This window comes from Sinorhizobium chiapasense, assembly GCF_036488675.1.
Lineage (GTDB): Bacteria > Pseudomonadota > Alphaproteobacteria > Rhizobiales > Rhizobiaceae > Sinorhizobium > Sinorhizobium chiapasense.
The window spans coordinates 456,130-479,316 of the sequence record NZ_CP133152.1 but is presented as its reverse complement, the minus strand read 5'-3'; the positions used below and the strand labels follow the sequence as shown (position 1 = coordinate 479,316).

Below are 23,187 nucleotides of genomic sequence, written 5' to 3'. Positions count from 1 at the left end.
ACACCATGGGCGCGTTGCTTTCGCTCGACTGGTTGCGTGACCCAACAAGCCTGACGTTCCTGTTCGGGGCTTTGACTATCGCCTTTCATTCAAGGAAGCGGGTTGAGTCCCTGATAACGCCGCCCAGAGGCGAGGAATTCGACTTCGTACGTCTTCTTTCGCTGCCGGCAATTGTCGGGAAGAGCGTTTTCCGCAAGGCCTACCTCATCTACACGGTGTCACTGGAAATCCTCTATTTCTTCATGTGCGCATCACAGCCGATCATACGCGTCCTCGCCGAGGGAAAACTCGATGGTTTTGAAGGACCGGCATGGCCGCTTGGTGCGGCCCTTATTGTGATAGGCGTCATCCCGTCCACCCCATTGTTCGCCCAGATCGAGCTGTCCCTGCGCAGCATGGCCCATAGCGTATCCAACATTCCCGATGAGTTTTTCGAGCGTGTCACCAAGCTCTCCCAGAGCGAGATCGAAGCGTATGTGGGAAGGGATCCCCGCTATGAGCCGGACCTCCAACGGTTTCGCAAGATTCAAAGTCTTGCTCTTTACGCGGGCTGCTCGCGCGAAGAGGCTGACAAAGTCGCAAGGCGGACGGTGGGCGCGGAACTGTTTGCCAGATGGACGATCAACGGCCAGGACATTTGGTCGGCGGGAGAATTCGACAAATACCGCGATGTCCTGGATGTTCTCAGGCCCAAGTCCGAAAGCCTGAAGCAGGAAGTAAAGGAACTTGTTTCAAAGACCTTAGCGTCACCTGTCGTGAGATACATATTCGAAAAAAGCAACACTTCACCAGAAGTCCCGATCAGGGACGGCGATTCGCAAAGAATTCAATCCATTTCCGCCGAAATTCTCGCCAATCCGGCGTCGTCTTTTGCCTCCTTGCAGCATGAGGATATTCGGTCCTATCTGACGCTTGCGGATTTGTGGCGCGCGAAAGCAACGGAAATCGGCATATCCAACCGCAGATTGAGTGCCCTCTTTGCTATCATCGCTCTCAACGACTCGAGAGTGATGAAGGCATATCTGCATCCCGATCAAGGATCCCGGTCGCTCGACGTCGTGCTGAGAGAGCTGCTGTTGCTCGTACGAAAGAGCCGCAGCAAGCCTCGGCCATGGAACAATGCAGCCTTGCTGTCGACCTTCACCGCGTTTGTAGGCTGCGTGATGCTGCTAACCGCATATCACAAAATACATGCTGTCTTCTTGCCCAGCGCTTTGAGCGTAGGGCCGTTCGCAGAGGCTTTCTTCACATCAGCGTCACTCTTTACGAGCTTCCTCGCGGCCGGGATTTGCGCCCTTTTCATACGAACCCACAAGATAGATCAGGGTTCATGGGTACCCTTCTCGGATATTCGGAGTTTCCCACTTTCCCAGTATGGCGGCGTCGTCTTCGCTGCGATGACTTGCGCCTTCGCGACAGCCATCATTTGGGTCATTTTGTATCAGTGGAGATATGACAGCGTGACTGCGCTTTTACGCATCGGCCAAGGAGGAATTCTTGTGCTGACGGGGTATTACGCAATCTGCTCTCTTATTCCGGCAATGTATGGCGTCGGCATCTGTGTGATAACGGATTGCGTTACCGAGAACGAGGGAAGATCTGAAGGCCTCAGGCTCCCCCTTTATTGCTTCGCAGCAATATTCATCGTGATTTATATTCTGCTTGAGACGAGCATCCTGATCGAACCTGCCTATCGAACGATATTTCTGGTTAGCTTGGTATCCAAATCTATGTTCTCGTTGATCGCGCTCGTGACCTTCGCTTTGAGCTTGCAGTCAAATGGCCAGGCCAGAAACCAGGCAACTTTGGCCGGTGTACGGCCGGTGTAGATTCACCCGCGATCATCATGGCAACGGCGGTGACGGGCTGTGACCGCCGTTGCTGGTCTCTCCTGTACGTCATCAGAATTCGACAAATGGCGCGGTCACGATCATCGGCGGACTGCCCGATACGCCGCGTTCAGTGGGGGCTCGCCGTTGGTCGGATGATGATCTCGCGGACATCGACGTCTTTCGGCTGGCTGACTGCGTAAAGGATCGCGTTGGCGACCGCTTCGGGACTGATCGTGATCGCGCGGTAAGCCTTCATCGCGTCGCTGGCCGTCGGGTCCGTAATGGTGTCGGCGAGTTCGGACGTCGTTGTGCCGGGCGAGATGACGGTAACGCGGATTTTGTCGGTCTCCTGCCGCAAGCCATCGGAAATGGCACAGACGGCGAACTTGGTAGCGCAATAGACGGCGGCGGTCGGCGAAACGCTGTGACCGCCGATCGATGCGAGATTGACGATCTGCCCGCTCCCCTGCTCGCTCATGATCGGCAGCGCCGCCGCAATGCCGTAGAGGACGCCTTTGATGTTGACGTCGACCATGCGGTCCCACTCGTCGACCTTGAGCGCGGCCATCGGCGACAACGGCATGACGCCCGCGTTGTTGACGATGACGTCGAGACGTCCGAATTCTGATCGGGCGTGACGCGCAAACGCCTCGACATCCGTTCGGCTGGTCACGTCCAGTTTTCTCATGCGGACGGATCCGCCGGCAGCGGCGATCTCGTCAGCCAGACGCTCCAGCCGATCCGCGCGCCGGGCGCCGATCAGCACATGGGCACCCGCAGCCGCCAGAACACGTGCCGTGGCCTCACCGATACCGCTGTTGGCTCCTGTGATCGCGACGACTTTCTCATGAATATCCGACATCTCTAGCTCCATTCCATATTCGCCTCGCGCGGCGCGAGGGGTTCCTGTTTGAAAAGGCTCGACATTCTGCGCGAAACCGCGCGCCGCGACCTGGTGTCCAGCCGCGTGCGGCTTTCTCTTTCGCGGTCGAATCTGGGGGCGTCATCGGCGGCGAAGGATCATGCCGCCGTGGTGGAGCGTGTTCTCGTCCACAAAATCGCCGTCGGCGGTGAAGCCGGTATCGTCCCAATATTCGATGTGATTGCCGAACACCTCGTAACGTCCCTCGTAGGCGCTCTGCCGGGTGCCACGGGCTTCATCATAGCGCCCGTTGCCGAGGAGTTCGTGCCGGACGTATCCGTCGTCCGTCACCCACATCCCGACATAGGGATGCGGTGACGGATCGTGGATCTCAGCTTCACCGGAGGCGGAACTCACTGATGCGCAGGTCGCAAGCAAGGTAACGGCCGGACCGAGCGCCAGGTGTTTGGGAAAGGTGGTGGACATGTTTCCTCTCATGAAGGTGCGGCTCTGATGACAATCGCAGAGTATGCGCCTGATATGTCGCGATCGAGTTGCCAATCCCGGATGTCTTAGTTAGAATTTCTAACCAATGGTCGATGATTTCGAAGGCATTTCGGTGTTTCTGGCGATAGCCGAAGCGCGCAGCTTCCGCGTCGCGAGTGAGCGACTGGGCGTCACCCGCTCGGCAGTAAGCCAAGCACTTCAGCGCCTGGAAGATCGCATCGGTGTAGCTCTCGTGCAGCGCACGACGCGCAGCGTTAGGCTGACGGAAGCAGGCGAGCTCTTCTACGAGAGCGTGCGTTCATCGGCCGCCCAGGTCAGCGCGGCAGTACAGACGGTGCGGGAGATCGAAGCCCATCCGAGCGGGCGCCTGCGGATCGCCGTTTCGTCGGTCGCAGAGAGCTTCCTGTCAGGCAGGCTGCTCGCGGGTTTTATCGAGGCCTTTCCGAAGGTGAGACTGGACCTGACGATCACGGACGAAGAGTTCGACATTGTCGAGGCCGGTTTCGATGCCGGCGTGCGCCTTGGCGAAGTGCTTGAGCAGGACATGATCGCCGTGCCGGTATCGACGGAGCAGAGACAATGCGCCGCCGCCTCCCCCGGATATATCGAGCGACACGGCAGCCCCGGCCATCCGCGCGACCTTTCGATGCATGTCTGCATCGGCTGGCGGCCCGGTCCGGACACCGCGCCCTACCGCTGGGAATTCACGGAAAATGGTCGAGATTTCGATGTCTCAGTGGATCCGGCCGTGACGACCAACGACATGGGAATGATGATCCGTCTGGCCAGGGCCGGTGCGGGCATCACGTTCGGGATGATGGAGACATTCCAGCCCTATATCGAGCGCGGCGAACTCGTGCCGCTGCTGGAAGCTTACTGTCCTCCCTTCGCCGGCTTCTATCTTTACTACCCCACACGCCACCGGCAGCCGCTGAAGCTCCGCGCACTGGTCGACTACATTCGGAAATCGGGAAAGACTTAAACGAGCAACGTCTGCCTCACCGGAGGAAGATCAGCGTCCGCCGGTGGATGGCGCTGTGGGAACATCTCGGCGAAAGCGGTCCGAGCCGCATAAGCGGACCGTCCCCTTGCCCTCACATCATCCATTTGGAAGCGACCGCGTGCCGGGCGGAATTCACCTGTCCGCAATGGACGGGCGGCAGGGTCGGCTCGGACAGGAGAAACCCCTGCACATGTGTCGCCCCGGCTGCTTTCGCAGCCTCCAGCTGGGCATATGTCTCGATGCCTTCGACGACCACGGTGGATGCCGCGCAGGACGCCAGACCGACCATGTGGTGAAGGAACCGCTCCGCTTTATCGCCGCGGCGCTGTATGAAAAAGGCGTCAATCTTCACGATGTCCACGGGAAGGGACAAAAGCGTTTCGGGCGTCGAATACCCGGTGCCGAAGTCGTCTATCGCGACTTTGTATCCCAGTTCGCGAACACTCTGAAGCAACTCAGCGGCGGCAGAGAGCGTCGCAACTGGCAGGCTTTCCGTTATTTCGAGAACCAGGCGCGGAGCCATCGCTCGATGCCTGTGAAGCAGATCGTACAGAACAGCCCAATTCTGTTTGTCGGCAAGATTTTCCGCCGAAATGTTGCAGCCCAAAGAAGCCGTTGGATGGCAGGCCAACCAGTCGAATGCGAGATCAACCACGTGCCGGTCAAAAGCGGGAGCGCGCCCCGACGCTTCGAGAAAGGCTATGAATTCGCCGCAGGTCCTGATTGTGCCGTCAGGCTCGATGAGCCTTCCCAGGCATTCCGAATAGAGAACTTGGCCTGGGTCGTCGACCGAATTGATTTGCTGGAGCGAAAAACCGATCCGTCCATGTTGCATCGCCTGTGTCACATGGCGAACGACACTGCTGAATTTCTCCAGGTTCATGGATCGACCCGTCCCCTTCGGCTTAAGGCCGGCTGCAGCGGTTACCGCCACTGCCGGCCAGGCTTACAGCGCCGCGCGTCTTATCAGACGCGCAAAGGACGCTGTAGCACTTTGAATTGCTGCATGTTTTTATCCATAAATCGGCTACGATTTAAGGAAGCATGCAGTAGGTTCAGTTTACGGTTTCCAACTCCGGATCGGTTGTCTCAGGCTCCAGCTCCGGATCAGTAGGCTCCGGAAGCGTCTCGCGGATCTCGTCGATTTTGCCGAATGTCGGTCCGACACCGAGGATGTCCTTGGCGTCGGCGAGGGTGTCGTCGGTTACAACGCCGTCCTTCGTGAAGCTCTCGAGTGCTTCGCGGAGCGCTTCATCGCTCAAGGCCGGATCTGTCGGAATGGCGTCTGGGCCGTTCTCAGCCTCGAACTCGGCATAGGTGGTCGCATAGGCGGAAATGGCCTTCATGCGAGGATCATTGGAATTCAAATAGGCATGATAGTTCCGGTTCAGCGAACTGAGCTTTGCCGTGTCGGAAGCTGTGTTCTCCAGCTCGGTTACGGTCACTGTTTCCGCATCTGCGGCCGTCGCCGCCTCCGGATCGGCCGTGTCAGGCTCCAACTCCGGATCGGTAGGTTCCGGCTCCGGGAGCGTCTCGCGAATCTCGTCGATTTTACCGAACGCCGGACCGACACCGAGGATGTCCTTGGCGTCGGCAAGGGTGTCGTCGGTCACAATGCCGTCCTTCGTGAAGCTCTCCAGCGCTTCGCGGAGTGCTTCATCGCTCAGGGCCGGATCCGTCGGAATGGCGTCAGGGCCGTTCTCGGCCTCGAACTCGGCATAGGCGACGGCATAGGCGGAAATGGCCGCCATGCGGGGGTCGTTGGAGTTCAAATAGGCATGATAGTTCCGGTTCAGCGAACTGAGCTTTGCTGTATCGGAAACCGTGTTCTCCGGCGTGGTTACGGTCACCGTTTCCGTTTTCACGGCGTTTGCCGCCTTGACTGCCGCGCCGGATTTCTTGTGTGTGATGACGGACTTTTGCTTCGACGTACCGTGGTTATTGCTGCTTTTCTTGCTCGTCCCTGACGTTCCCGATTTGGACGTTCCCGATTTGCCCGAACTGGAATGCGAGCCACCGTGGCCGCCACCATTTCCACCACCGCCGCCATTTCCACCGCCGCCGCCATTTCCACCGCCGTTGCCGCCCTTGGCAAAAGCAACAGTCGATGCGCCGAAGGTAACGCCTGCCACGGGAGCGATGGAAATCGCCAGTGCGACGAAGCTTCGTCCGATTACTTTCGAAATGGTCATGAATGTCTCCATGTCTTTTGATGTTCGCGCCGCCTATGATGACGGCGTCGCCCGAACCGCATTCGAATTGGTGCAACGTTAACTTGCGCCGCAGGAGGACACCACCGTCCCCGGACCATTGCGTTGGTGGATCGGACTTAGGTCTGATCGGCCCGCCATCAAAAGTCCGATGGACATGACCAAGACCGCATGGCATTGACCGGCTGTCTGGGCGCATTAGTTTTACCGACGCGACTGCGAGCGACGTCCAGCTGCTTTGTCGAGCGTATAACTTCGAGATTCCTCTTGCGTGCCAATGACCTGATCAAACGATGGAACGCGCAGCCGCTGGCGAAGCAGTTCCTGCTGATCGGCGGCATCGTTGCAATGTCCGCCATGCTGGTAGTCGGCGCTTTCGTCACCAGCCTCATTGAAGGCGCTGTTACTCGAAACTCGGCAGCGGCGACTGCACTATACGTCGACAGCGTCATCGCACCGCTCTTGCCCGACATGCAGACGACGCAGGTTCTCGACGACACGGTTGCGCGCGCGCTCGACGAGACGCTTGGACAAGGGGCTCTCGGAAACCGATTGCTGGCATTTCGCCTGTGGCGCTCGGACGGCACCATTCTCTACTCGAACGAAGAGAACATGGTCGGCCGGCGTTTCGAGCTCGGCGATGAGTTGAGAACCGCATTCGGCGGCGAGATGGTGGCTCAGTTCAAGCCGGTCGACGACACCGCGGACGAGACGAACCAGCGGGCGAGCAAGCCGCTGCTCGAAATCTACAATCCTGTGCTCCAGCCCTGGTCCGGACAGGTCGTCGCCGTTTCGGAATTCCATGAAATCGCCCACGACTTCGAACTCAGCTTGACTCAGGCCCGTTTTCTGACCTGGCTGGCCGTCGCGGGCTTCACGCTGGCCTTCTTCATCATGCTTTCGGCAATCGTCATGCGCGGCAGCAGAACCATCGAAAGGCAGCGCCATGCCTTAAAGCAGCGTGTGGACGAGCTTTCGGCGCTGCTCTCGCAGAACGAGGCCCTGCGTGGGCGCTTGCAGCACGCGTCGCAACGCGCAACAGCGTTGAACGAGAACATGCTGCGCCGAATCGGTGCCGATTTGCATGACGGTCCGGCACAGCTCGTCGCCTTCGCCTCGTTGCGGCTGGACAGCAACGCATTGGTCAGTCCATCGACTTCCGCCGCGGTACGCGAACGGGAAATCACAGCCATCAAGGCAAGCCTCGACGAGGCGATGCACGAGATCAGAACGATATGCAGCGGACTGGTCCTGCCGCAGATCGAGACGGCCAGCCTGCCCGAACTCCTCGAGCGTGTCGTTCGCGCCCATGAACAGCGAACCGGGTCAACTGTCGAGCTATCGTTGTCCGATCCGCCCGAGCGCCTTTCTCCCTCCGCAAAGATATGCATATACCGCTTCGTGCAGGAAACGCTCAACAACGCTTACCGCCACGGCGGCGGTGTCGGGCAACGTGTGGCCCAAAGCACTGAAGGCGACAGGGTCTGCATCGCGGTTACCGACGGAGGAGAGGGTTTTGATCCCAAAGACATACGGCCGACAAGCCTCGGACTGGCCGGGCTCAGGGAACGGATAGAGAGCCTGGGCGGCACGTTTGAAGTCGACGGCGCCGGCCCCGGCACCATCGTTAGGATGTCACTTGGCATCGAGGAGATTGGACAGGCATGACTGCAGCGATACGCGTGGCGGTAATCGACGATCACCCTCTGTTCAGAGAGGGCGTGACGAGAAGTCTTTCGGAGATCGACGGGTTTGAAATCGTTGCCGAGGGAAGCTCGCGCGACGACGCGCTGAGAATCGCCCAGAACCTATCCCCGGACGTCATGCTACTCGACATTTCCATGCCGGGAGGCGGATTGAACGCGATACCGCTTATCCTTGAATTGGTACCGCTGCAGAAGATCGTAATGCTCACCGTGTCCGAGGCCGGCGACGACGTCACGGCCGCTCTCAATGGCGGCGCGAAGGGCTATGTCCTGAAGGGGATCGGGTCGAGGGCGCTGGCGGACGTCATACGGACAGTGGCCTCCGGCGAGAGCTATGTCGCTCCGACGCTCTCTGCCAAGCTGCTCTCGAACCCTTCGCCGAGCACTGCGAACAAATCCGACCTCATCGCGGAACTGACCGCTCGGGAACAAGAGGTCCTGCACCTTGTGGCCTCCGGCATGAGCAACAAGCAGGTCGCAAGAAAGCTCGATCTCCAGGAGAAGACCGTCAAGCATCACATGACGCAGATCATGACGAAACTTGGCGCCGCCAATCGGACGGAAGCGGCGATGGTGCTGCGCGACGCAATCGAAGGCCGCTCCGGTTAGATCATTTCATTGATTCATTGAAATGGTGGTCTAACCCTTTGACCTTAGGCAATTCCGGACGGGAAACCGTTACAGAGTTTTCCTCATCCCGCGCTAGCCCGGATTATTCGCGACGTCACGCTGCCGGGTTTGGCGGGCGTAGCGTAACTCTCTGAATGCGTTAGGGACTCGGTGTCGAGACCTGATCGCCACCCAGCCGGGGAGCGCAAGAAAGTCACAGCCGGCTTCGACGGAGGCTACGTCCGACGGCGGCGTGCTGCTCTTGAGCCAAAGCCGACAAGCGCTGCGGGATCGCCGACCGGCTCGCCGCGCTGATCCCCGACGCCCGCGACCAAGGCCAGGTGACCCACTCATATCACCTCTCAGCCAAGGATCGCGCGGCGAAGGACTTTCTCGCACCACTGGCGGAAGCTGGTTGGAGTTGTGTTGTCACGGTTTCTTCGACGCCCAGCGATCGAGCCTTTCGGGCGCCTCTGAACCGGCAAAGGAAGTCGAATCCTGTCTTAACCGGGAGCTGCGGTCATGGCCGCCTTTGTGTCCGATTCCTTCAGCAGGTCGATAAAGGCGCGCAATGCCGCAGGCACGTGACGGTGCCCGGGATAGTACAGCATCAATCCGGAGAACGGCGGGCACCAGTCTTCAAGCACTGTCACGAGGCGACCAGCGGCAAGGAAATCACCCGCGGCGGTTTCGGGCACATAGGCGATGCCCAGGCCATTGGCGGCCGCTTCGGCCATCAGTTCATTGTCGTCAAGCGTCAGCGCGCCTGAAGGATCGACGGCAATTTCCTGCCCGCGCTTCTCGAATTCCCAGCGGTAGCGTTTGCCGCTTGGCAGGCGCTGGCGAATGCAGCGATGCCGAAGCAAATCGTCCGGAACGGCGGGTTTGCCGAAACGGCTCACATAGTCCGGGGCCGCAACGGCGAGGAATCGGAGATCGTTGCTGATCCTCACCGCGATCATGTCCTGGGGTACCGCCTCTGCGAACCGGACGCCCGCGTCGAACCCTTGCTCTACGATATCGACAAGCCGCCCTTCGCTGACCAGGTCGACCTCGACGTCCGGGTGTCTCGCGAGATAAGTCGGCACGACGTGGCGCAGCAGCAGCTGGGCCGCTCCTCTGCCGGCATTGATCCGCAGCACGCCACTGGGGTTACCCCGGTCTTCCGCAAGCGTATCCAGTGCCGAGTCCAGGTCTCTCAGGGTCGGGCCGATCCGGGCAAGTAATCGATTAGCCGCGTCTGTCGGGGAGACGCTGCGGGTCGTGCGGTTCAGCAACCGCAGACCTAGCTGCTCTTCCAGCTTTCTCATGCGGTGGCTGAGCGCCGAGCGGGATACGCCCAGATGGTCGGCCGCCCGCCGAAAGCTGCGTTCGGCGGCCACCACCGCAAACGCTTCCAGGTCAGCCAGAGTTGGTTTCGCCATTGGTGAATTCCCTTCACCACGCCATCCTAAACTGGCGCTCTTCTCTTTCCAATCGAAAGCTCCAAAATCTGCCTCGAAACAGAAAGGAGCATTCTCATGAGCAAGACATGGTTAATCACCGGCGCGTCCTCAGGCTTCGGGCGCTCGCTGACAGAAAAGCTACTGGCGCGCGGCGACCGGGTGGCAGCAACCAGCCGCAACACGCAAGCGCTCGATGACCTTCGCGAACGCCATGCCGATCGGCTGTGGGTTGAGGCTCTGGATCTGCGGGACTTGCACGCTGTGCGGGAGACAGTCGACCACGCATTCAGCGAGCTTGGACGGATCGACACCATCGTCAGCAATGCCGGGTACGGCGTTCTGGGCGCAGCCGAAGAAACCACAGATGAGCAGCTGCGCGACATCGTCGACACCAATCTCAGTGGATCGATCGTGCTGATCCGCTCCGCACTCCCGCACCTGCGAGCCCAGGGTGGAGGACGGGTTCTGCAGGTCTCGAGCGAGGGCGGGCAGATCGCCTATCCCGGTTTCAGCCTCTATCATGCGACCAAGTGGGGCATTGAGGGATTTGTCGAGGCAGTGGCGAAGGAGATGGCGCCATTCGGCATCCGCTTCACTCTCGTCGAGCCGGGGCCAGCGCGCACCAATTTCGGCCGCGGCCTGGTGCAGCCGGAGCCGATTGCAGCTTATGACGGCACTCCCGCCCACCAGACGCGGGACGCGTTGCTGAGCGGCGACTGGATTGTGACCGGCGACCCCGAGCGCATGGCCGCGACGATGATCGCGGTTGTGGACCAAGCTGAACCCCCGCTGCGTCTTGTGCTCGGCAAAACGTCCTACCATGCTGTTCGCGATGCGCTTTCCACCCGGCTTAACGAGCTCGAAGCCCAGCGGGAAATCGCCTTCTCCACCGATTATCAGGCAGAGGAACTGGCCTGACGATGGAGCGGCTGGAGGCGCGCTATTACCTGTTCTTCGGTATTCGCGCCTTCCACACCATGGCGGCTGAAAGAAGTATTCCCGCTATTGCTGAACCACTGAACGAGGGAATCCGCCCGTCAGCGAGCCTGCCGAGAATTGGCTGAACGATTCGGCTGGTTCGCACACTCCGAAACGATGGATGTCCCCACCTCCGGCCAGCGAATGCAGAAACGCGCACCCTTTGTGCGTCCAAAAGGACGCACGGCGCTCTAACTAGCGCCCGCTATGGAGGAACGATGCGTCTCGGCCCGCGGCGGGCGATTGCGATGACAGTGCTGTTTGTCGTAAACGTTCCGTCGCTTGATTTTGGAGGAGGACGCAACATGGACCGATTCACGGGCGGTTGCCTGTGCGGCAACGTGCGCATTTTGGCGTCGGGACTCCCATACCGGGTGGGCCTCTGTCACTGTCTCGACTGTCGCAAGCATCACGGGGCTCTCTTTCACGCGTCTGCGATATTCCCTCAGGATGCGGTGACGATCGATGGCGAAACACGCGACTATGCCGGGCGGTTTTTCTGTCCCCGCTGCGGCTCGCCCGTTTTCGCACGCACCGCAGACGAAATCGAAGTGAACCTCGGATCCCTGGACGCCCCTGACCAACTGATGCCAACCTACGAACTGTGGACCGTCCGTCGCGAGTCCTGGTTGCCGCCGTTTCCGCTCAAGAGACGCTACGAGCGCGATCGTGACGCCACGAGTCGCTTCGAGGAGTAGGTGGTACGGACGCTGCGCAGGCGCCGTGACGACCAGATACTTGAGGACGGCGCCGCCGGCGCGTCACTCCGGAACACCGGCCTTGCGGAAGCCATCAACGAAGTGCTCAAGCGTCGCAGCGTCGCGAAGCGGCTCCGTCGCGGCCCAGTGGCGGGTTGAGAAATGCGGGTTGCCGACGAGGAACAGTTCAACCTCTGCGCGCGCCTCGTCGATCCTGCCAAGTTGCGCAAGGCTTGCCGCCAGGAAACGGCGTGAGCTTGTATGATAAGTCTCCTCCCTGCGCAGTGTCTCGACGGCGGCTTCGTATTCGCCGGCCGCATATTGCGCCTGCCCTAGCGCCAGATAGTACCAACTTGCCGGAAACGGGTTCAGCCGAAACGCCTTGCGAATGTGCTCGAGACCCTCCTTGACCCGCCCGTCCAAGACCGCGATGTCGGATAGTGCCGCCCAGGCGTCGGCCTCGTTCGGGTCGAGCTCGATCGCCTTGGCAAATTCCGCATCGGCCTCGGCGAAGCTGCGTTCATAGGCAAGCAGGTAAGCCAGGACCCAGTGGCAGCCAGCATCGTTGGGATCGAGCGCGACCGCTTTGCGTGCCAGTTCCAAAGCAACGCTACGATTAGCTTCAGTGGGTCCGCCCGAATGCACCCATCCCATCCAGTGGTTCATGGCAAGCCAGCGATAGGGCTCGGCGTATCCCGGATCGAGCGAAACCGCGCGCGCGAGCATCAGATGCGCTTCCCGCGCCGACTGCGGCGAATCATCCATCAGCTTGCGCGCCCGCACGCAGAGATCGTAAGCCTCGAGATTCTTGGGCCGATTGCGCGGCGGCGCTGCGCGCAGCCGGCCGAGCAACGCCTCCACGATCTTGCCGGTGACCTCGTCCTGAACGGCAAAGATATCTTCCAGGCTGCGATCGAAGCGTTCCGCCCACAGATGGTCGCCACTCACCGCGTCGACCAGTTGGGCGTTGATGCGCACGCGCCCCGCGGCGCGTCTTGCGCTGCCCTCCAGCAGGTACCGCACGCCAAGGTCCTCAGCGATCCCGCGCACGTCCATTGCCTTTCCTTTGTAGGCAAAGGCCGAGTTGCGCGCGATGACGAACAGGCCGGAGACCCTGGACAGGTCGGTAATCAGGTCTTCGGTCAACCCATCCGCGAACGATTCCTGCTCGGGATCGTTGCTGACATTCACGAAGGGCAATACGGCTATCGATGGTTTGCTGGGCAGCGGCGGCGGTTTTCGCTTGGCGTCACCTAGTTTTTCGACGGCGCCTGTGAAGCGGTAGCCGACGCGCGGAACCGTGGTGATCCACTCACCGCCGTCGGCGGCCGGACCTAGCAGCTTCCTGAGCTGCGCGATCTGGACCGTGAGGTTGCCTTCCTCGACGGCCGTGCCCGGCCACGCTGCGTCCATCAACTCGGCCTTGGCAAGGATTTCGCCGGGCCGTTCGGCGAGCGCCGCAAGCAGCTTCAGCCCGCGGTAGCCAACGGCAACGGGATCATCGTTCCGAAGGAGCGTTCCCGCACCCGGATCAAGCACGAACGGGCCAAAGGCAAAGCGCGATCCCTGCATGCGGCGTACCTATAGAGCCCTTCAGGGTTAAATGGAAACAGTTCTGTTGGCTCAAAAGGAGCGCGGCGTAGCCAAGCTCTACGGCCAAGCCGGCCGGTCGATCAAGCGGCCCGTTTCAGCCAACCCGAAGGGCCGGGCATTTTTCCGCCAGGATCAGAGGCGATCGGCTCGGACGTACATCCGGGTATGTCCTTCGCCAATCGCCTCTGGCCTGACGAAAACCTGCTCCGGCAGAACTGCTTCCATTTAACCCTGAAGGGCTCTTAGCGCATCGGCCCGAAAATCGGAATCGATTTTCGGAAAGCACGATGCGTAGATTCAAAAACTTACAGCGTCCTTTGTGCGTCCTGAAAGACGCACGGCGCTGTAGTCCGTTTGGAAGTTTTTGAGAACAATTTGGGAGGGCTTAATTACGACGCTGTCCGTGTCCTGCAGAATTCATCCTCGTTCTGGTCGAGGCGCCCTGGGGCCCTCAATCCCTATGGAGGCCGCTATGAACGATACTCCCATCCTTGCGTTGGCCCGGCATCAGGCAGCGGGAACGGGAACGCCCGTGGGGCCGGCGGAAGTGTCGCGTCGGCACTACAGCCTCGCGACCCTACGAAGCACTATCGCGACCTGGGACAAGCGGATGCGTTTTCGCTGGGACCTTGAGCAAAAGTCGCGGGCCAATCCCCATTTGATCGACGATATCGGTCTGACGAGAGATGAGGTCGAGGCAGAGATCGCCAAGCCCTTCTGGCGGCGATAAGGCGAATGCTGCAATGACACCGGATTGCCAGTTTCCGCCTGCCGCAGCAGTTCGCCGGCCCTGCTTCGAAGTCCGCATGACTGCCGAAAGCACGACATCACTGCGAAAAGACCGGATCCCATGGGCCGCGATGGCCGGCATCATCGCGACCGTCACGGTGTTCGCCGTGGCGCCCCTGCTCAGCTTCATCCTGGAGCGGCAGGGGACAACGCCTGGCCTGATCGGCCCGTCGGCGGCGATGACGCCCTTGGTTTTCATCGTATCGTATCGTATCGTATCGTATCCTCTCCCCTCATTCCGGCGCTGGCGTGGCGCCTGGGCGCGGCGCGGCTGCCAGGTGAAGGCGCAAGGATTTCCGCGGCGGAGGATGCCGTCGCATCACGGCGAAGGCGCATTCCAGCATTCCAGCCGGTTTGGTGCACTACGAAGAGCGGGTTTTGTCGCGTCCAAGAACCAGACGTCGCAGCATCAACGAAAGCGCTCTAATCAGCGAAGGCTTGAAGCCGCTTTTCATCTGCCGAGGTTGCGCGCCGGTTGACGATCGTACGGCCGCGCGAGTCCTTCATGATGTAGCGGCCGCCCCTGATTTCCTCGCTTAATCCGTCGGAATGGCGAACACTCAGCCCCGAGCCGTTGTCTCGGACAGTCGTGCTCGTTGCGGTCGACCTGGTCGGACTGCTGCTCGACCGGCTGTTGCCCGAGCCGCCGCTACCCTTGCCATTGCCACTTCCGCCGCCGTTTCCGTTTCCGCCGCCGTTGCCGCCGCTTCCATTTCCGCCGCCGTTGCCATTGCCACCGCCGTTGTTGCCATTCTTGGCGAGGGCGGATTGGGAGGCGAGATCAAGCGTGGAGCCGGACACCGTGATCTTATACGGGAGGGCCGCGATGGCGAAGCCGATCGACGCGGTACACAACACGGTGAGGAACTTTCGACGCTCCATCATTTCAGTCCTTTAACAACCTCCATCGGCGCTTCGTTCACCTCGACGACGGTATTGTAACATGCGCGGGGGCGATGCCTGTCATCTCCGGGCGGCGGACAGGTGCCATTGACGCGACGAGCCCGAAGCGGAAACACAATGAAATCTTTGCTCACGCTTCGATCCCGCCGTCAACTCCGAGCGCCGAAAACCCAGGCTGCCCCGGACCTTTGACCCGACTCGCTCAGACGTTCGTCCGGCCCGTTTAAGACCAAGGTCTGAGGCAACCAAGGCGCTTCCCGCATCGGCCACTAGCACACGATCCGGGCGCAGATCGGACGCGCCCAGTCGATGCTTTTACGCGCCATCGCGCTGCCGCTTCGAGCCCGCCCCGGCTTCCATCGCCGTTGCCAATTGTATTCCCAAAATGGCAGAAAAGGGCAGCACCCGATCGCGCGATTCGGAACGGCCAGGCGAAACGCTTCTTCTGATTCAGACGGACCCAGGACTCGAGCTGATGATGCATCCAACAAAGACCATAAGCCTTTTCCTGGCAAGCCTGGCCCTGGCGAGTTGCCAAAGCGATCTGGCGATGGTGGCCAACGCTGCCTTCAGTGAGCCGCCCAGGCCTCCGATCGAGCAGCAACCCGTCTCCGAGCAGCCGGCGGTCCCGCCCGCGCCGGCCCCGGACAAAACGGAGCCAAAGCCCGCCTGCGGCGCTGACGTGCATGCCAAGCTGAAGGCCCCCGGTACGAATGCCGTTGCGCTCGATTGCAGCATCCGCCTTTCACCGACAGACGTCGTCACCCATCCCCTCGTCTTCGAAGGCGCCACCGCCTCCGGATCTGTCCTCGATTGCGGCGGAGGAACCATCGATGTCAGCGCCGGCACATCCCGGAAGCAGAAAACGGCGGTTGTCGTTCGGTCCAGCAAGGCCGGCTCCGGCGCGTGGTCAGCGCCATCGAACGTCACGATCCGCAACTGCAGGATCAACGGCTTCGTACGCGTCTATGGGCTTGGGGAGAACGCCAATGGCGAGATCATGAAGGCATCTTCGCTGAACGCCAACCACACGGCATTCGCACAAGCCTCGGCCCCGAAGAACGTCCGCCTGGAAAATGTGACCTTTAATGCGCCAGCCGGCATACCGCTTTACATTGGACCCGGGGTGACCGGGGCGGCCCTCGTCGACTCGCGAATTAACGGCAAGTCGACGTCCGTCGCGGTTTATCTCGACGCGGAATCCGCCAACAACACGATCAGCAACAATGTCTTCGCAATCTCGACGGAAAGCCGGGAACTGATCGCCATCGACGGCTCGGCGAACAACAGGATTGCCAACAACACATTCGAACACCCCGAGAACGGCGGAATATTCGTCTATCGCAACTGCGGAGAAGGCGGTGTCATCCGCCATCAGAAACCTGAGTTCAATCAGATCACCAGCAACACATTCCGCTACGGATCGACTTTCCCGACCCAGCCGGCTGTCTGGCTGAACTCCCGCAACGGCAACCGAAGCTACTGCTCCGACGAGCCGGCTTCTCCCTTCGGCAGCAGCGCCAGCAATCTCGACTTCGCCCAGCACAACATAGTGCGCAACAACAAGCTCAAGGACGGCTCAGAAAGCCTCATCCGAAATGATGATCCTACGAACGATATCGGGGCGAATGTGGTGACTGGCGGGTGATGATCGTTCGCCTGTTTCGTCCGTGGTCCGAAATGGCGCGCCCACTGAGACACGGCGCGAGCCCAGAGCGTATGATGTCGGCGAGATGCATCCTGGAAGTTCGAATTCCTCGCGGGCGAAAAATTCAAGCTGTGACGTCATCGGCGGATTATTCCTTAGTGCACGACGGCTATGGGCAAAGAACAGGCCATGATAAAACGCCAGCTGGAATGTGACGGCGCGGACGCGGCCTCAACATCAACAGGACAAGCGACCGGAAATCTGTTGAAATATGAGGGGACTGCTTCTGCAGCCCGCTGGCGGACGCTGAGATCGAGCCGTTCCCGACGCGCAGTTGCTGGGACCTGTCGCAGGCGCCGCAGGACAAGCGCGGCTGGCAGTCACGCGACACGGGCAAGGCGTTCGCAGACGGTGCTGGCCACGTGGTTGAGAAGCTTAGCGACCGCGCGCGCCACTTCTTCACGATCAACGAGTTCCGCTCGTTCGCGGACTTTGGCCACGACAGCGCCGAAATCAAAGTGCGGGACGGCGGCGTCCACGTCGAGCTCGCCCCGGGGGGTCAAGCTCGATCCTGGTCTGCTCAAACAGGTCCATGCCCATTCTCGCCCACGGGATGGCGGTGCAGACCATCCAGGCAATAGCCAAGGCGGGAACGAAGGTCGGCTCGGCGGAGGTAATGGAATGCGCCGTTCGAGGGCGACGGGAAGAGTTTCCAGAGCCATGTTTTCACCTTGCTGTTGAGGAAGAAACCCGCTCGACGGCGGGGCTGGTTTTCGTTTTGCGTAGATTCTCAGAAAGGCGCATGTATTATTCGCGCCCATGTCGTTTAACTTCACTGCGCTGTTTTTTGCTGCACTGGCCTTTGGCTCGACCGCGCACGGACATGAAACACCGTGCGACGCCATTCAGGTCGCGGTTTCCACCACGCCTGTGATTGAGCAGAGTCCCGGAAAGCTAAAGGCTGCGATCGAGGCAGGTATTGCGAACGCTCCCGACGTCGATGTCATGGTGGCGGGAGATTCCTTGGCTGCTGGCTGGCAGGAATTCGCTGATAGAGACCTCCCCGGTCGCAGGGCTCACTGGTTCGGCGTCAGGGGAGAAAGAACGCAGGAATTTCTATGGCGCCTGCAACACCACTCCCCAGACATTTCCCCGCGGCACATCATTCTCATTATCGGCACGAACAACCTGTCAGACAGGACGGCCACCGCCTGTGGGATAGCGGCTGGCATATTCGCTGCCGTCGCTTCGATCGAAGACAGGTGGCCCACAGCCGCAGTCACTCTCGTGCCAATCCTTCCCAGAGGGAACGGCTACGCCTTCAGGAAGAATGATAGAGCCTTCATCAATGCGGCGTTGCGACGCCGGTTTATCGATCATACGCCTGTGCGCGTTCTGGATTTGGATGAGCATGTCCTTACATGCGGCGGCAAGATGACCGGCTGCCGGAACTACGTGAAGGATAACCTCCATCTCAGCGGTGAGGGTTACCGGTTCTTGGCCTCAAGTGTGCCGAAACTATAGGGTGACACGAAGGAGGATGGATTTCCTCCAAGCCGTGTGTATGATCGGCCTCCATGTCTCTAGAAGAAATCATAGAAGTTCTGAAATCAGCCGAAACCCCGTCACGGAACCTTGACGCAGATATAGCAACCGCGATCGGTTGGCGTAGGGGCATCGGAAAAGCGGCCCCTGGACGAGCTGTTAAGGTCTGGATATCTCCGACCCATCAGGAGGCGGATAGGGTTCCTTTCTATACCGACGATATACAGCACGCCATGGATTTGGCTGATTTTGTCGCACCAGGTCGCAAGGGTGTCTCGTGGGAAGGTGGAACCGGTTTCGCCAAGATAAACGACGGCCCGTCTTTTCAGGCCGCAACTCCAGCGATCGCACTCTGTCTTGCTGCTCTAGATGCCCTCATGAGAAATCAGAATGACGGAACAAGACCGAGCTCGGGCAGCACTCAGCGCTGAAATCAATCCAGGCGCAACCGATCTTTGCATCCACTTCACCGCCCGAAACGGGGCGGCGGGACAGTTCAACAGATTCCCCACTCCTCCCGGATCCTCGAACATCTACGTAAACTCGATCAAGCCGAACTGGTATCTTGACGGGCTGCCGGGGCGCGACGGCATCGATGGAACCGTAGGCGAGTTACGAGAGCGGATCGATCAGTCAAAGGCGAAGCGGATCACCACAATAGGTAGTTCTATGGGTGCGTGGGGTGCCTCGTACTATGCGCCGATGATAGGAGCAAATACCGCCATTCTGTTTGGGCCCGAACTTTCACTCAACTGCTTCGGTGGCTTCTCTGCTGCGGACCTCACCAAACGAACGCCCCTGCCTACGATCAAGGCAGGAGGAGAATGCCGGTACGTCACCGTTGCCGGCGGTCTTTCCCCATCCGATCTCGCTTGCTCGATAAACTTTTTCAACGACGACCACAGCAACTGTTTCATCATCCCCAGGATGGCGCATGGGACCAGTGCCGAACTTAGCAACCTCGGTCTGCTGGATCGTATCATTGCCGAGCTCGTCGAGGGGCGATCGGCCATTCTCGACATGTTACAGCATCCACAAATCGACCAGCTCGTTCCGCTGTTCTACGGCAGGGACTATGATTTCACCGTCCTCTTAGAGTACGTCCGGTTTCATGTCAGAAAGGCCGGCTATGGCCGGATGGTTCTGCGCATTGCCGAAGACTTGGTCGCGAGAAGATTGCCAAAGGAGGCGGCCTTTCTTTTGGAAGACGCCCATCCGAGCGTATCCGCCAACATCGAGGCAAGGGCTCTGCTCCTCAAATGCGCCCAAGCGACGAAGCAACATGATCGGGCGGTTTCCCTGGCAGACGGACTTCTTCCGAGCAGAGAGCACCGGCAGATGGCTCTGTGGGCGAAAGGGCTGGCGCTGGAAAGCCTTGGCCGGAATGACGAAGCTCGACAGGCTTTCCAGTTGATATGCGACGAACACCGCGAGAACGATTTGTTCGTTAAAGCTGTCGCCAAGCTGGATCCGCCGCAACCACAGCCAGAAGAGGTAGGCGCCGCACCCAAGACAGGAAATTGGGTTCAGCGGCTGTTGAAGCTGGTCAGAAATCACCAAGACAGGGCCGATGCCACAGCATGAGCGCGATACGTGTGCCGCTAGTCCGTCGCGTATTATTGACGACCGCAGCCCCGGAGCGGCGATGGCGAGGATCAGGTTCCAGAGATCCAGCCGCCAGGGTTCGCCAGCACTAAACGAACGTCTGTTCCCATTTGTGCGCTGATGCCCCCGACGGATTCGTATTCCTTGAACTCTACGAACAGCATATTCCCGTCTGGGTACATTACAGTCCGTTGGTAACCTGATGCACCCACCATGTCCGATGGCGACGCAACTGCCGCGTTGGCTTCCATCGGGTCTGCACTCGTGGATAGGCTTGTCGCTTTTGCCCATCGCCAGATCGTCTGATCTGCCTGACGATCACAATAACCAAGCAAAAGGTGCGGTTCTCCTTTGGACCATATCACATCCAGTGACGGCGCCACGTCAGCAGGCCTGCTCCACGAGGCTCGAACCGGCGCCGACCAATTGTCTCCTCCATCCGCAGTGACGGACCAGTGAAGACCGACGCCAGAATTCCGGATCGCAGCAAAACCGATGTCCGCGCTGAGCCACGCGATCTCCATCTCCGAAAGCTCGCTGGCATCTGTACCGGTCCAGACAGGCGTCCCTTCCACCCAAGACAGACCATCGTCGTCTGAATAAAAGTACCCAACGCGCTTCTTCGTCCCGTCATCCGTGTCGAAGTAGTATGCCGACGAGATCAAACGACACCCGGCGGCGTGCTTTACGCACTTGATCGCTCCATACATTCGAGCATCGAACTTCGATGAGAACGTTACGGGGGCAGACCATGTGCTCCCCCCATCGTCTGAATATATCGCCTTCAACTCGGCAAGGGTTCCGCCCGCACTATCCGCGTCTGTATAAGTGCAGACAATCCTACCTGTCGGGGTGACACAGAGGTTCGGGTCTCTATGATCGATCCCATCTGTGTGTTCGACTACCACAAACTCATCGGATCTCGACGCGTAATCGGGCTCAACAAACAGAGCGCAAATCTCCCCCGGGAAAGAGACTACGTGCCCTGAGGCTCGACGATACATAACTAATATCCGTCCATTACTAAGACGCGCTATGCCGCCGAAATGCCGATGGTAGACTGGCGCCCCGCCATTCTCCGTGAGGCCCCTGACAAGGATCGCGTTGGCCGGCACGTCAGATGAAGGCTTGGAGCGCTCCGACCAATTCAAAGGAAATTCTGCGTCGCAGTAGATGTCCATTCGAGTGTTCACAACCTTTCTGCGGTCTCGCCGACAGCCGAGATCAAAAGACCTTCCTGAAGGAGTGGCGCCGCCAACTCGAGGAGACGGCCAAAGGAAACATCAATGGTTTCCGCTATTTGGAACAAGGTACGCGTCCCATCGCAATACGAGATCATGTTCATCATGTCGCGGACGCTATTACCGGAACCTTTTTGCGAAAGGTCCGGGTACAGTCCGCGCTTTCCAAGCTGCGGCTCTCCTGTAGTTGTCACGAGAGGGACGAAATCGTTCTCAAGAACGCTCAGAGCCGCCCGCAGAGCCCCAAATCCGCCCGCCAAGCCTTGAGCAGTAACAACGGTGCCTAGGCGGTCCAATGACGTATGGTACTCTGGATACTGGCCATATTTGGAACGCATGATCGTTGCCACTGGCAGATCCGCCCCAGGCGCGCAGTACTGTCTTTCGTCACTTCCACGATCCAGCCAGGTGTAGCGTTTGTAATCGGGATCGATGTGCTTCAACACATGCTGCGCCACGACATCCGCAGGCGTATTCCCCGCCCGAGACGGCAGAAACGAATAGCAGCGGTCATCGCCAATGCAGGAGACATTAAAGCCTGCAAACACCCGGCTCCGAAGCTCATCTAAATTGCGGCTCAGATAGACAATAGAGCCGATCGTCTCGGGAATGAACACGATCCGATAGCTGTACCGCAAGGCTGGCTGGGCTAGCAGCCACTTGGCGATCGCTGTTGTGACCACCGGGCCTGACAATTCGTTGTTTGCCATAGACGGGTGGCAGACGTAAGTTGAGAGGAATATCTGTTTCCCAGTTTCTCCCGGTATCAACAGTTCGCCATAGTTCAGCACGCCCGGCTTCAAATCAGCGTCGATAAATGCGCGGTACCTTCCAGGCGGCAAGCTGTGCCGTTGCTGCTCCGAAAGGCAAAATCCCCATCGGCGCTTATAATACGACGTCACATAGGGGATCGCCTCGGGCTGATCAGGTTGCGAATACAGGTGGGATTGCAATTCTTCCAAGTCGAGCCACTTGTCGACCGGCTCGGAATATCCCAGCAAGTGAAGGTTGTTGTCCTGGAAGTCGACTACGCGATTGCCGGTTTCATCCTCAATGAACGCTCCGCGAACAGTCCATTCATCCGGCACCACCCAATCGAAAGCCGCCGTGCCGGAAGGCACCTCGTGCACAGCGAGGGCCGGCAATTCGTCCTTGATGCGGGCCAAGGTCGTTCTAACGCCTTCGCCGGTCAGAGATCGGTTTATGGGCCACAATTCTTCAGCGAGAGAAAAACACCATTCGCCAACAGACGCATTACCCGGAGCCTTGAAATCACTCAACATCGTATAGGTATTCCCTCGCTTTCCCGTCCCGGATAACGGAGGCGACCTCGTCATAGAGAGCGGCGGCTGAGACTACCCGCAGACCAGACGCTTGTTTCGGTCGATCGCCGCGGTACAGTCCTTTGTCCCACAGCAATTCACCCATTCGATCGACGCTTGTGAGAACTCCGCGGCCCAAATCGCGGACGAAAATCGAGTACGTCTTCTCCCTCTGCACGCCATCCCACCCTGTGTAGGCGCCAGTGAACTCCTTGTGAAAGCGATAATCGACCTCGAGCATTTCCTCGACGTGATGGTAGAACGTCATCGAATGCAGATCTGGAAGATCTAGGACGGCGATATCGCCGTCCATCTGCCGCAGCAGTGCGAATGGGGAGTCATCTCCGTAGCCCGATTGGTTATCGACCCCGCTAAATAGATCGGCCTTGGCGCCGATGACTGCAAACGAATAGATTGGATGGCCGGTGCGCACCGCCCCTGGCCAAAGTCTCCCCGCCTCTGTAAGTGCCCCCATTTGGCTAGGAGTGGTTCGGATATCGAAAGCCACTCCCTTTGGAAAGTCGAAGTTGAATAGCGGCAGCAATAAGGTTCCCTCGCCACCGAGTCTTTCAAAGAGCTTCTCGATGAATTGCTCCGGCCGCCAGCGATGCTCGCGATGAATTCTTGAAAAAGAACTGTGAAGCAGTACAGTTGAACCGCGTCGAATGTTAGAAAAATCCATATCTCCCGC

22 protein-coding genes and 1 pseudogene are annotated in these 23,187 nt (G+C 59.4%); 13 read left to right on the top strand and 10 right to left on the bottom strand.

The genetic code is table 11. From position 1 onward, the window contains the following. Positions 1-5 precede the first annotated feature (5 nt). Positions 6-1,829, top strand: coding sequence for a hypothetical protein (locus RB548_RS26935; RefSeq protein ID WP_331376808.1), 1,824 nt, complete (start codon positions 6-8; stop codon positions 1,827-1,829). A 130-nt stretch (positions 1,830-1,959) separates the two neighbouring features. Here RB548_RS26935 and RB548_RS26930 read toward each other — a convergent pair whose 3' ends face one another. Both RB548_RS26930 and RB548_RS26925 read right to left on the bottom strand, forming a co-directional pair. After that, the gene (locus RB548_RS26930; protein WP_331376807.1) at positions 1,960-2,694 is read right to left on the bottom strand and encodes an SDR family oxidoreductase; all 735 of its coding nucleotides are present in this window, start codon (positions 2,692-2,694) and stop codon (positions 1,960-1,962) included. Positions 2,695-2,835: 141 nt separating this feature from the next. Continuing rightward, entirely contained in the window at positions 2,836-3,180 is a 345-nt protein-coding gene (locus tag RB548_RS26925; protein ID WP_331376806.1) for an Atu4866 domain-containing protein, read from the bottom strand. 106 nt (positions 3,181-3,286) lie between these two features. Between RB548_RS26925 and RB548_RS26920 the strand changes: the two genes are divergently transcribed. Then, complete coding sequence (locus RB548_RS26920; protein ID WP_331376805.1) at positions 3,287-4,183, top strand: LysR family transcriptional regulator; 897 nt, start codon at positions 3,287-3,289, stop codon at positions 4,181-4,183. Positions 4,184-4,295: 112 nt separating this feature from the next. Here the strand turns inward: RB548_RS26920 and RB548_RS26915 are convergent, their stop codons facing one another. Together RB548_RS26915 and RB548_RS26910 are read right to left on the bottom strand one after the other, a co-directional pair. Continuing rightward, positions 4,296-5,087, bottom strand: coding sequence for an EAL domain-containing protein (locus RB548_RS26915; protein WP_331376804.1), 792 nt, complete (start codon positions 5,085-5,087; stop codon positions 4,296-4,298). A gap of 172 nt (positions 5,088-5,259) precedes the next feature. Then, positions 5,260-6,396 (bottom strand): hypothetical protein, encoded by a 1,137-nt coding sequence (locus RB548_RS26910; protein WP_331376803.1) that lies wholly within the window; start codon positions 6,394-6,396, stop codon positions 5,260-5,262. Positions 6,397-6,681: 285 nt separating this feature from the next. On the opposite strand from RB548_RS26910, the gene RB548_RS26905 reads away from it, so the two are divergent. Together RB548_RS26905 and RB548_RS26900 are read left to right on the top strand one after the other, a co-directional pair. After that, on the top strand, positions 6,682-8,082 hold the full coding sequence (locus tag RB548_RS26905) for a sensor histidine kinase (RefSeq protein ID WP_408642482.1): 1,401 nt from the start codon (positions 6,682-6,684) through the stop codon (positions 8,080-8,082). Continuing rightward, positions 8,079-8,729, top strand: a complete 651-nt coding sequence (locus RB548_RS26900) for a response regulator transcription factor (protein ID WP_331376802.1) — start codon at positions 8,079-8,081, stop codon at positions 8,727-8,729. The genes RB548_RS26905 and RB548_RS26900 overlap by 4 nt, the downstream gene beginning before the upstream one ends. Positions 8,730-9,232: 503 nt before the next feature. On the opposite strand, the gene RB548_RS26895 is transcribed toward RB548_RS26900, so the two are convergent. Continuing rightward, a complete protein-coding gene (locus tag RB548_RS26895) occupies positions 9,233-10,153 on the bottom strand; it encodes a LysR family transcriptional regulator (RefSeq protein ID WP_331376801.1) in 921 nt (306 codons plus the stop codon). 96 nt (positions 10,154-10,249) lie between these two features. On the opposite strand from RB548_RS26895, the gene RB548_RS26890 reads away from it, so the two are divergent. The 3 genes from RB548_RS26890 (at position 10,250) to RB548_RS26880 (ending at position 11,850) form a co-directional block, all read left to right on the top strand. Next, positions 10,250-11,092, top strand: a complete 843-nt coding sequence (locus RB548_RS26890) for an SDR family oxidoreductase (RefSeq protein WP_331376800.1) — start codon at positions 10,250-10,252, stop codon at positions 11,090-11,092. 2 nt (positions 11,093-11,094) lie between these two features. Then, positions 11,095-11,238: a hypothetical protein gene (locus tag RB548_RS26885; protein WP_331376799.1), complete on the top strand. Its 144-nt coding sequence runs from the start codon at positions 11,095-11,097 to the stop codon at positions 11,236-11,238. Positions 11,239-11,457: 219 nt separating this feature from the next. Beyond that, positions 11,458-11,850: a GFA family protein gene (locus RB548_RS26880; protein ID WP_331377108.1), complete on the top strand. Its 393-nt coding sequence runs from the start codon at positions 11,458-11,460 to the stop codon at positions 11,848-11,850. Between the two features lie 63 nt (positions 11,851-11,913). On the opposite strand, the gene RB548_RS26875 is transcribed toward RB548_RS26880, so the two are convergent. Next, positions 11,914-13,422: a winged helix-turn-helix domain-containing tetratricopeptide repeat protein gene (locus RB548_RS26875; protein WP_331376798.1), complete on the bottom strand. Its 1,509-nt coding sequence runs from the start codon at positions 13,420-13,422 to the stop codon at positions 11,914-11,916. 493 nt (positions 13,423-13,915) lie between these two features. Between RB548_RS26875 and RB548_RS26870 the strand changes: the two genes are divergently transcribed. Both RB548_RS26870 and RB548_RS26865 read left to right on the top strand, forming a co-directional pair. Continuing rightward, positions 13,916-14,173, top strand: a complete 258-nt coding sequence (locus tag RB548_RS26870) for a DUF1127 domain-containing protein (RefSeq protein WP_331376797.1) — start codon at positions 13,916-13,918, stop codon at positions 14,171-14,173. A 76-nt stretch (positions 14,174-14,249) separates the two neighbouring features. Further along, positions 14,250-14,506, top strand: a pseudogene (locus tag RB548_RS26865) (MFS transporter); the annotation flags it as partial. Between the two features lie 149 nt (positions 14,507-14,655). On the opposite strand, the gene RB548_RS26860 reads toward RB548_RS26865, so the two are convergent. After that, entirely contained in the window at positions 14,656-15,117 is a 462-nt protein-coding gene (locus tag RB548_RS26860) for a hypothetical protein (protein WP_331376796.1), read from the bottom strand. A gap of 493 nt (positions 15,118-15,610) precedes the next feature. On the opposite strand from RB548_RS26860, the gene RB548_RS26855 reads away from it, so the two are divergent. The 4 genes from RB548_RS26855 (at position 15,611) to RB548_RS26840 (ending at position 19,912) form a co-directional block, all read left to right on the top strand. Continuing rightward, positions 15,611-16,783: a right-handed parallel beta-helix repeat-containing protein gene (locus tag RB548_RS26855; protein ID WP_331376795.1), complete on the top strand. Its 1,173-nt coding sequence runs from the start codon at positions 15,611-15,613 to the stop codon at positions 16,781-16,783. 296 nt (positions 16,784-17,079) lie between these two features. Continuing rightward, positions 17,080-17,424, top strand: a complete 345-nt coding sequence (locus RB548_RS26850; RefSeq protein WP_331377107.1) for a family 1 glycosylhydrolase — start codon at positions 17,080-17,082, stop codon at positions 17,422-17,424. 178 nt (positions 17,425-17,602) lie between these two features. Continuing rightward, complete coding sequence (locus tag RB548_RS26845) at positions 17,603-18,307, top strand: GDSL-type esterase/lipase family protein (RefSeq protein WP_331376794.1); 705 nt, start codon at positions 17,603-17,605, stop codon at positions 18,305-18,307. A gap of 411 nt (positions 18,308-18,718) precedes the next feature. Next, the gene (locus RB548_RS26840) at positions 18,719-19,912 is read left to right on the top strand and encodes a tetratricopeptide repeat protein (RefSeq protein ID WP_331376793.1); all 1,194 of its coding nucleotides are present in this window, start codon (positions 18,719-18,721) and stop codon (positions 19,910-19,912) included. 71 nt (positions 19,913-19,983) lie between these two features. Here the strand turns inward: RB548_RS26840 and RB548_RS26835 are convergent, their stop codons facing one another. The 3 genes from RB548_RS26835 to RB548_RS26825 all read right to left on the bottom strand — a co-directional run bounded on the left by RB548_RS26835 (position 19,984) and on the right by RB548_RS26825 (position 23,178). Continuing rightward, complete coding sequence (locus tag RB548_RS26835) at positions 19,984-20,937, bottom strand: exo-alpha-sialidase (RefSeq protein WP_331376792.1); 954 nt, start codon at positions 20,935-20,937, stop codon at positions 19,984-19,986. 185 nt (positions 20,938-21,122) lie between these two features. Further along, positions 21,123-22,457: a DUF4910 domain-containing protein gene (locus tag RB548_RS26830; RefSeq protein ID WP_408642481.1), complete on the bottom strand. Its 1,335-nt coding sequence runs from the start codon at positions 22,455-22,457 to the stop codon at positions 21,123-21,125. Beyond that, positions 22,447-23,178, bottom strand: a complete 732-nt coding sequence (locus tag RB548_RS26825; protein WP_331376791.1) for an AAC(3) family N-acetyltransferase — start codon at positions 23,176-23,178, stop codon at positions 22,447-22,449. The genes RB548_RS26830 and RB548_RS26825 overlap by 11 nt, the downstream gene beginning before the upstream one ends. Positions 23,179-23,187 lie beyond the last annotated feature (9 nt).

Excerpts from the sequence above, each read along its gene's own strand:
- RB548_RS26925 (WP_331376806.1), bottom strand. The coding sequence starts at position 3,180 with ATGTCCACCACCTTTCCCAAACACCTGGCGCTCGGTCCGGCCGTTACC.
- RB548_RS26910 (WP_331376803.1), bottom strand. The coding sequence starts at position 6,396 with ATGACCATTTCGAAAGTAATCGGACGAAGCTTCGTCGCACTGGCGATT.
- RB548_RS26895 (WP_331376801.1), bottom strand. The coding sequence starts at position 10,153 with ATGGCGAAACCAACTCTGGCTGACCTGGAAGCGTTTGCGGTGGTGGCC.
- RB548_RS26935 (WP_331376808.1), top strand. The coding sequence starts at position 6 with ATGGGCGCGTTGCTTTCGCTCGACTGGTTGCGTGACCCAACAAGCCTG.
- RB548_RS26870 (WP_331376797.1), top strand. The coding sequence starts at position 13,916 with ATGAACGATACTCCCATCCTTGCGTTGGCCCGGCATCAGGCAGCGGGA.
- RB548_RS26930 (WP_331376807.1), bottom strand. The coding sequence starts at position 2,694 with ATGTCGGATATTCATGAGAAAGTCGTCGCGATCACAGGAGCCAACAGC.
- RB548_RS26915 (WP_331376804.1), bottom strand. The coding sequence starts at position 5,087 with ATGAACCTGGAGAAATTCAGCAGTGTCGTTCGCCATGTGACACAGGCG.
- RB548_RS26840 (WP_331376793.1), top strand. The coding sequence starts at position 18,719 with ATGACGGAACAAGACCGAGCTCGGGCAGCACTCAGCGCTGAAATCAAT.
- RB548_RS26830 (WP_408642481.1), bottom strand. The coding sequence starts at position 22,457 with ATGTTGAGTGATTTCAAGGCTCCGGGTAATGCGTCTGTTGGCGAATGG.
- RB548_RS26885 (WP_331376799.1), top strand. The coding sequence starts at position 11,095 with ATGGAGCGGCTGGAGGCGCGCTATTACCTGTTCTTCGGTATTCGCGCC.
- RB548_RS26875 (WP_331376798.1), bottom strand. The coding sequence starts at position 13,422 with ATGCAGGGATCGCGCTTTGCCTTTGGCCCGTTCGTGCTTGATCCGGGT.
- RB548_RS26890 (WP_331376800.1), top strand. The coding sequence starts at position 10,250 with ATGAGCAAGACATGGTTAATCACCGGCGCGTCCTCAGGCTTCGGGCGC.
- RB548_RS26920 (WP_331376805.1), top strand. The coding sequence starts at position 3,287 with ATGGTCGATGATTTCGAAGGCATTTCGGTGTTTCTGGCGATAGCCGAA.
- RB548_RS26835 (WP_331376792.1), bottom strand. The coding sequence starts at position 20,937 with ATGTATCGTCGAGCCTCAGGGCACGTAGTCTCTTTCCCGGGGGAGATT.
- RB548_RS26860 (WP_331376796.1), bottom strand. The coding sequence starts at position 15,117 with ATGATGGAGCGTCGAAAGTTCCTCACCGTGTTGTGTACCGCGTCGATC.
- RB548_RS26845 (WP_331376794.1), top strand. The coding sequence starts at position 17,603 with ATGTCGTTTAACTTCACTGCGCTGTTTTTTGCTGCACTGGCCTTTGGC.
- RB548_RS26900 (WP_331376802.1), top strand. The coding sequence starts at position 8,079 with ATGACTGCAGCGATACGCGTGGCGGTAATCGACGATCACCCTCTGTTC.
- RB548_RS26825 (WP_331376791.1), bottom strand. The coding sequence starts at position 23,178 with ATGGATTTTTCTAACATTCGACGCGGTTCAACTGTACTGCTTCACAGT.
- RB548_RS26880 (WP_331377108.1), top strand. The coding sequence starts at position 11,458 with ATGGACCGATTCACGGGCGGTTGCCTGTGCGGCAACGTGCGCATTTTG.
- RB548_RS26855 (WP_331376795.1), top strand. The coding sequence starts at position 15,611 with ATGATGCATCCAACAAAGACCATAAGCCTTTTCCTGGCAAGCCTGGCC.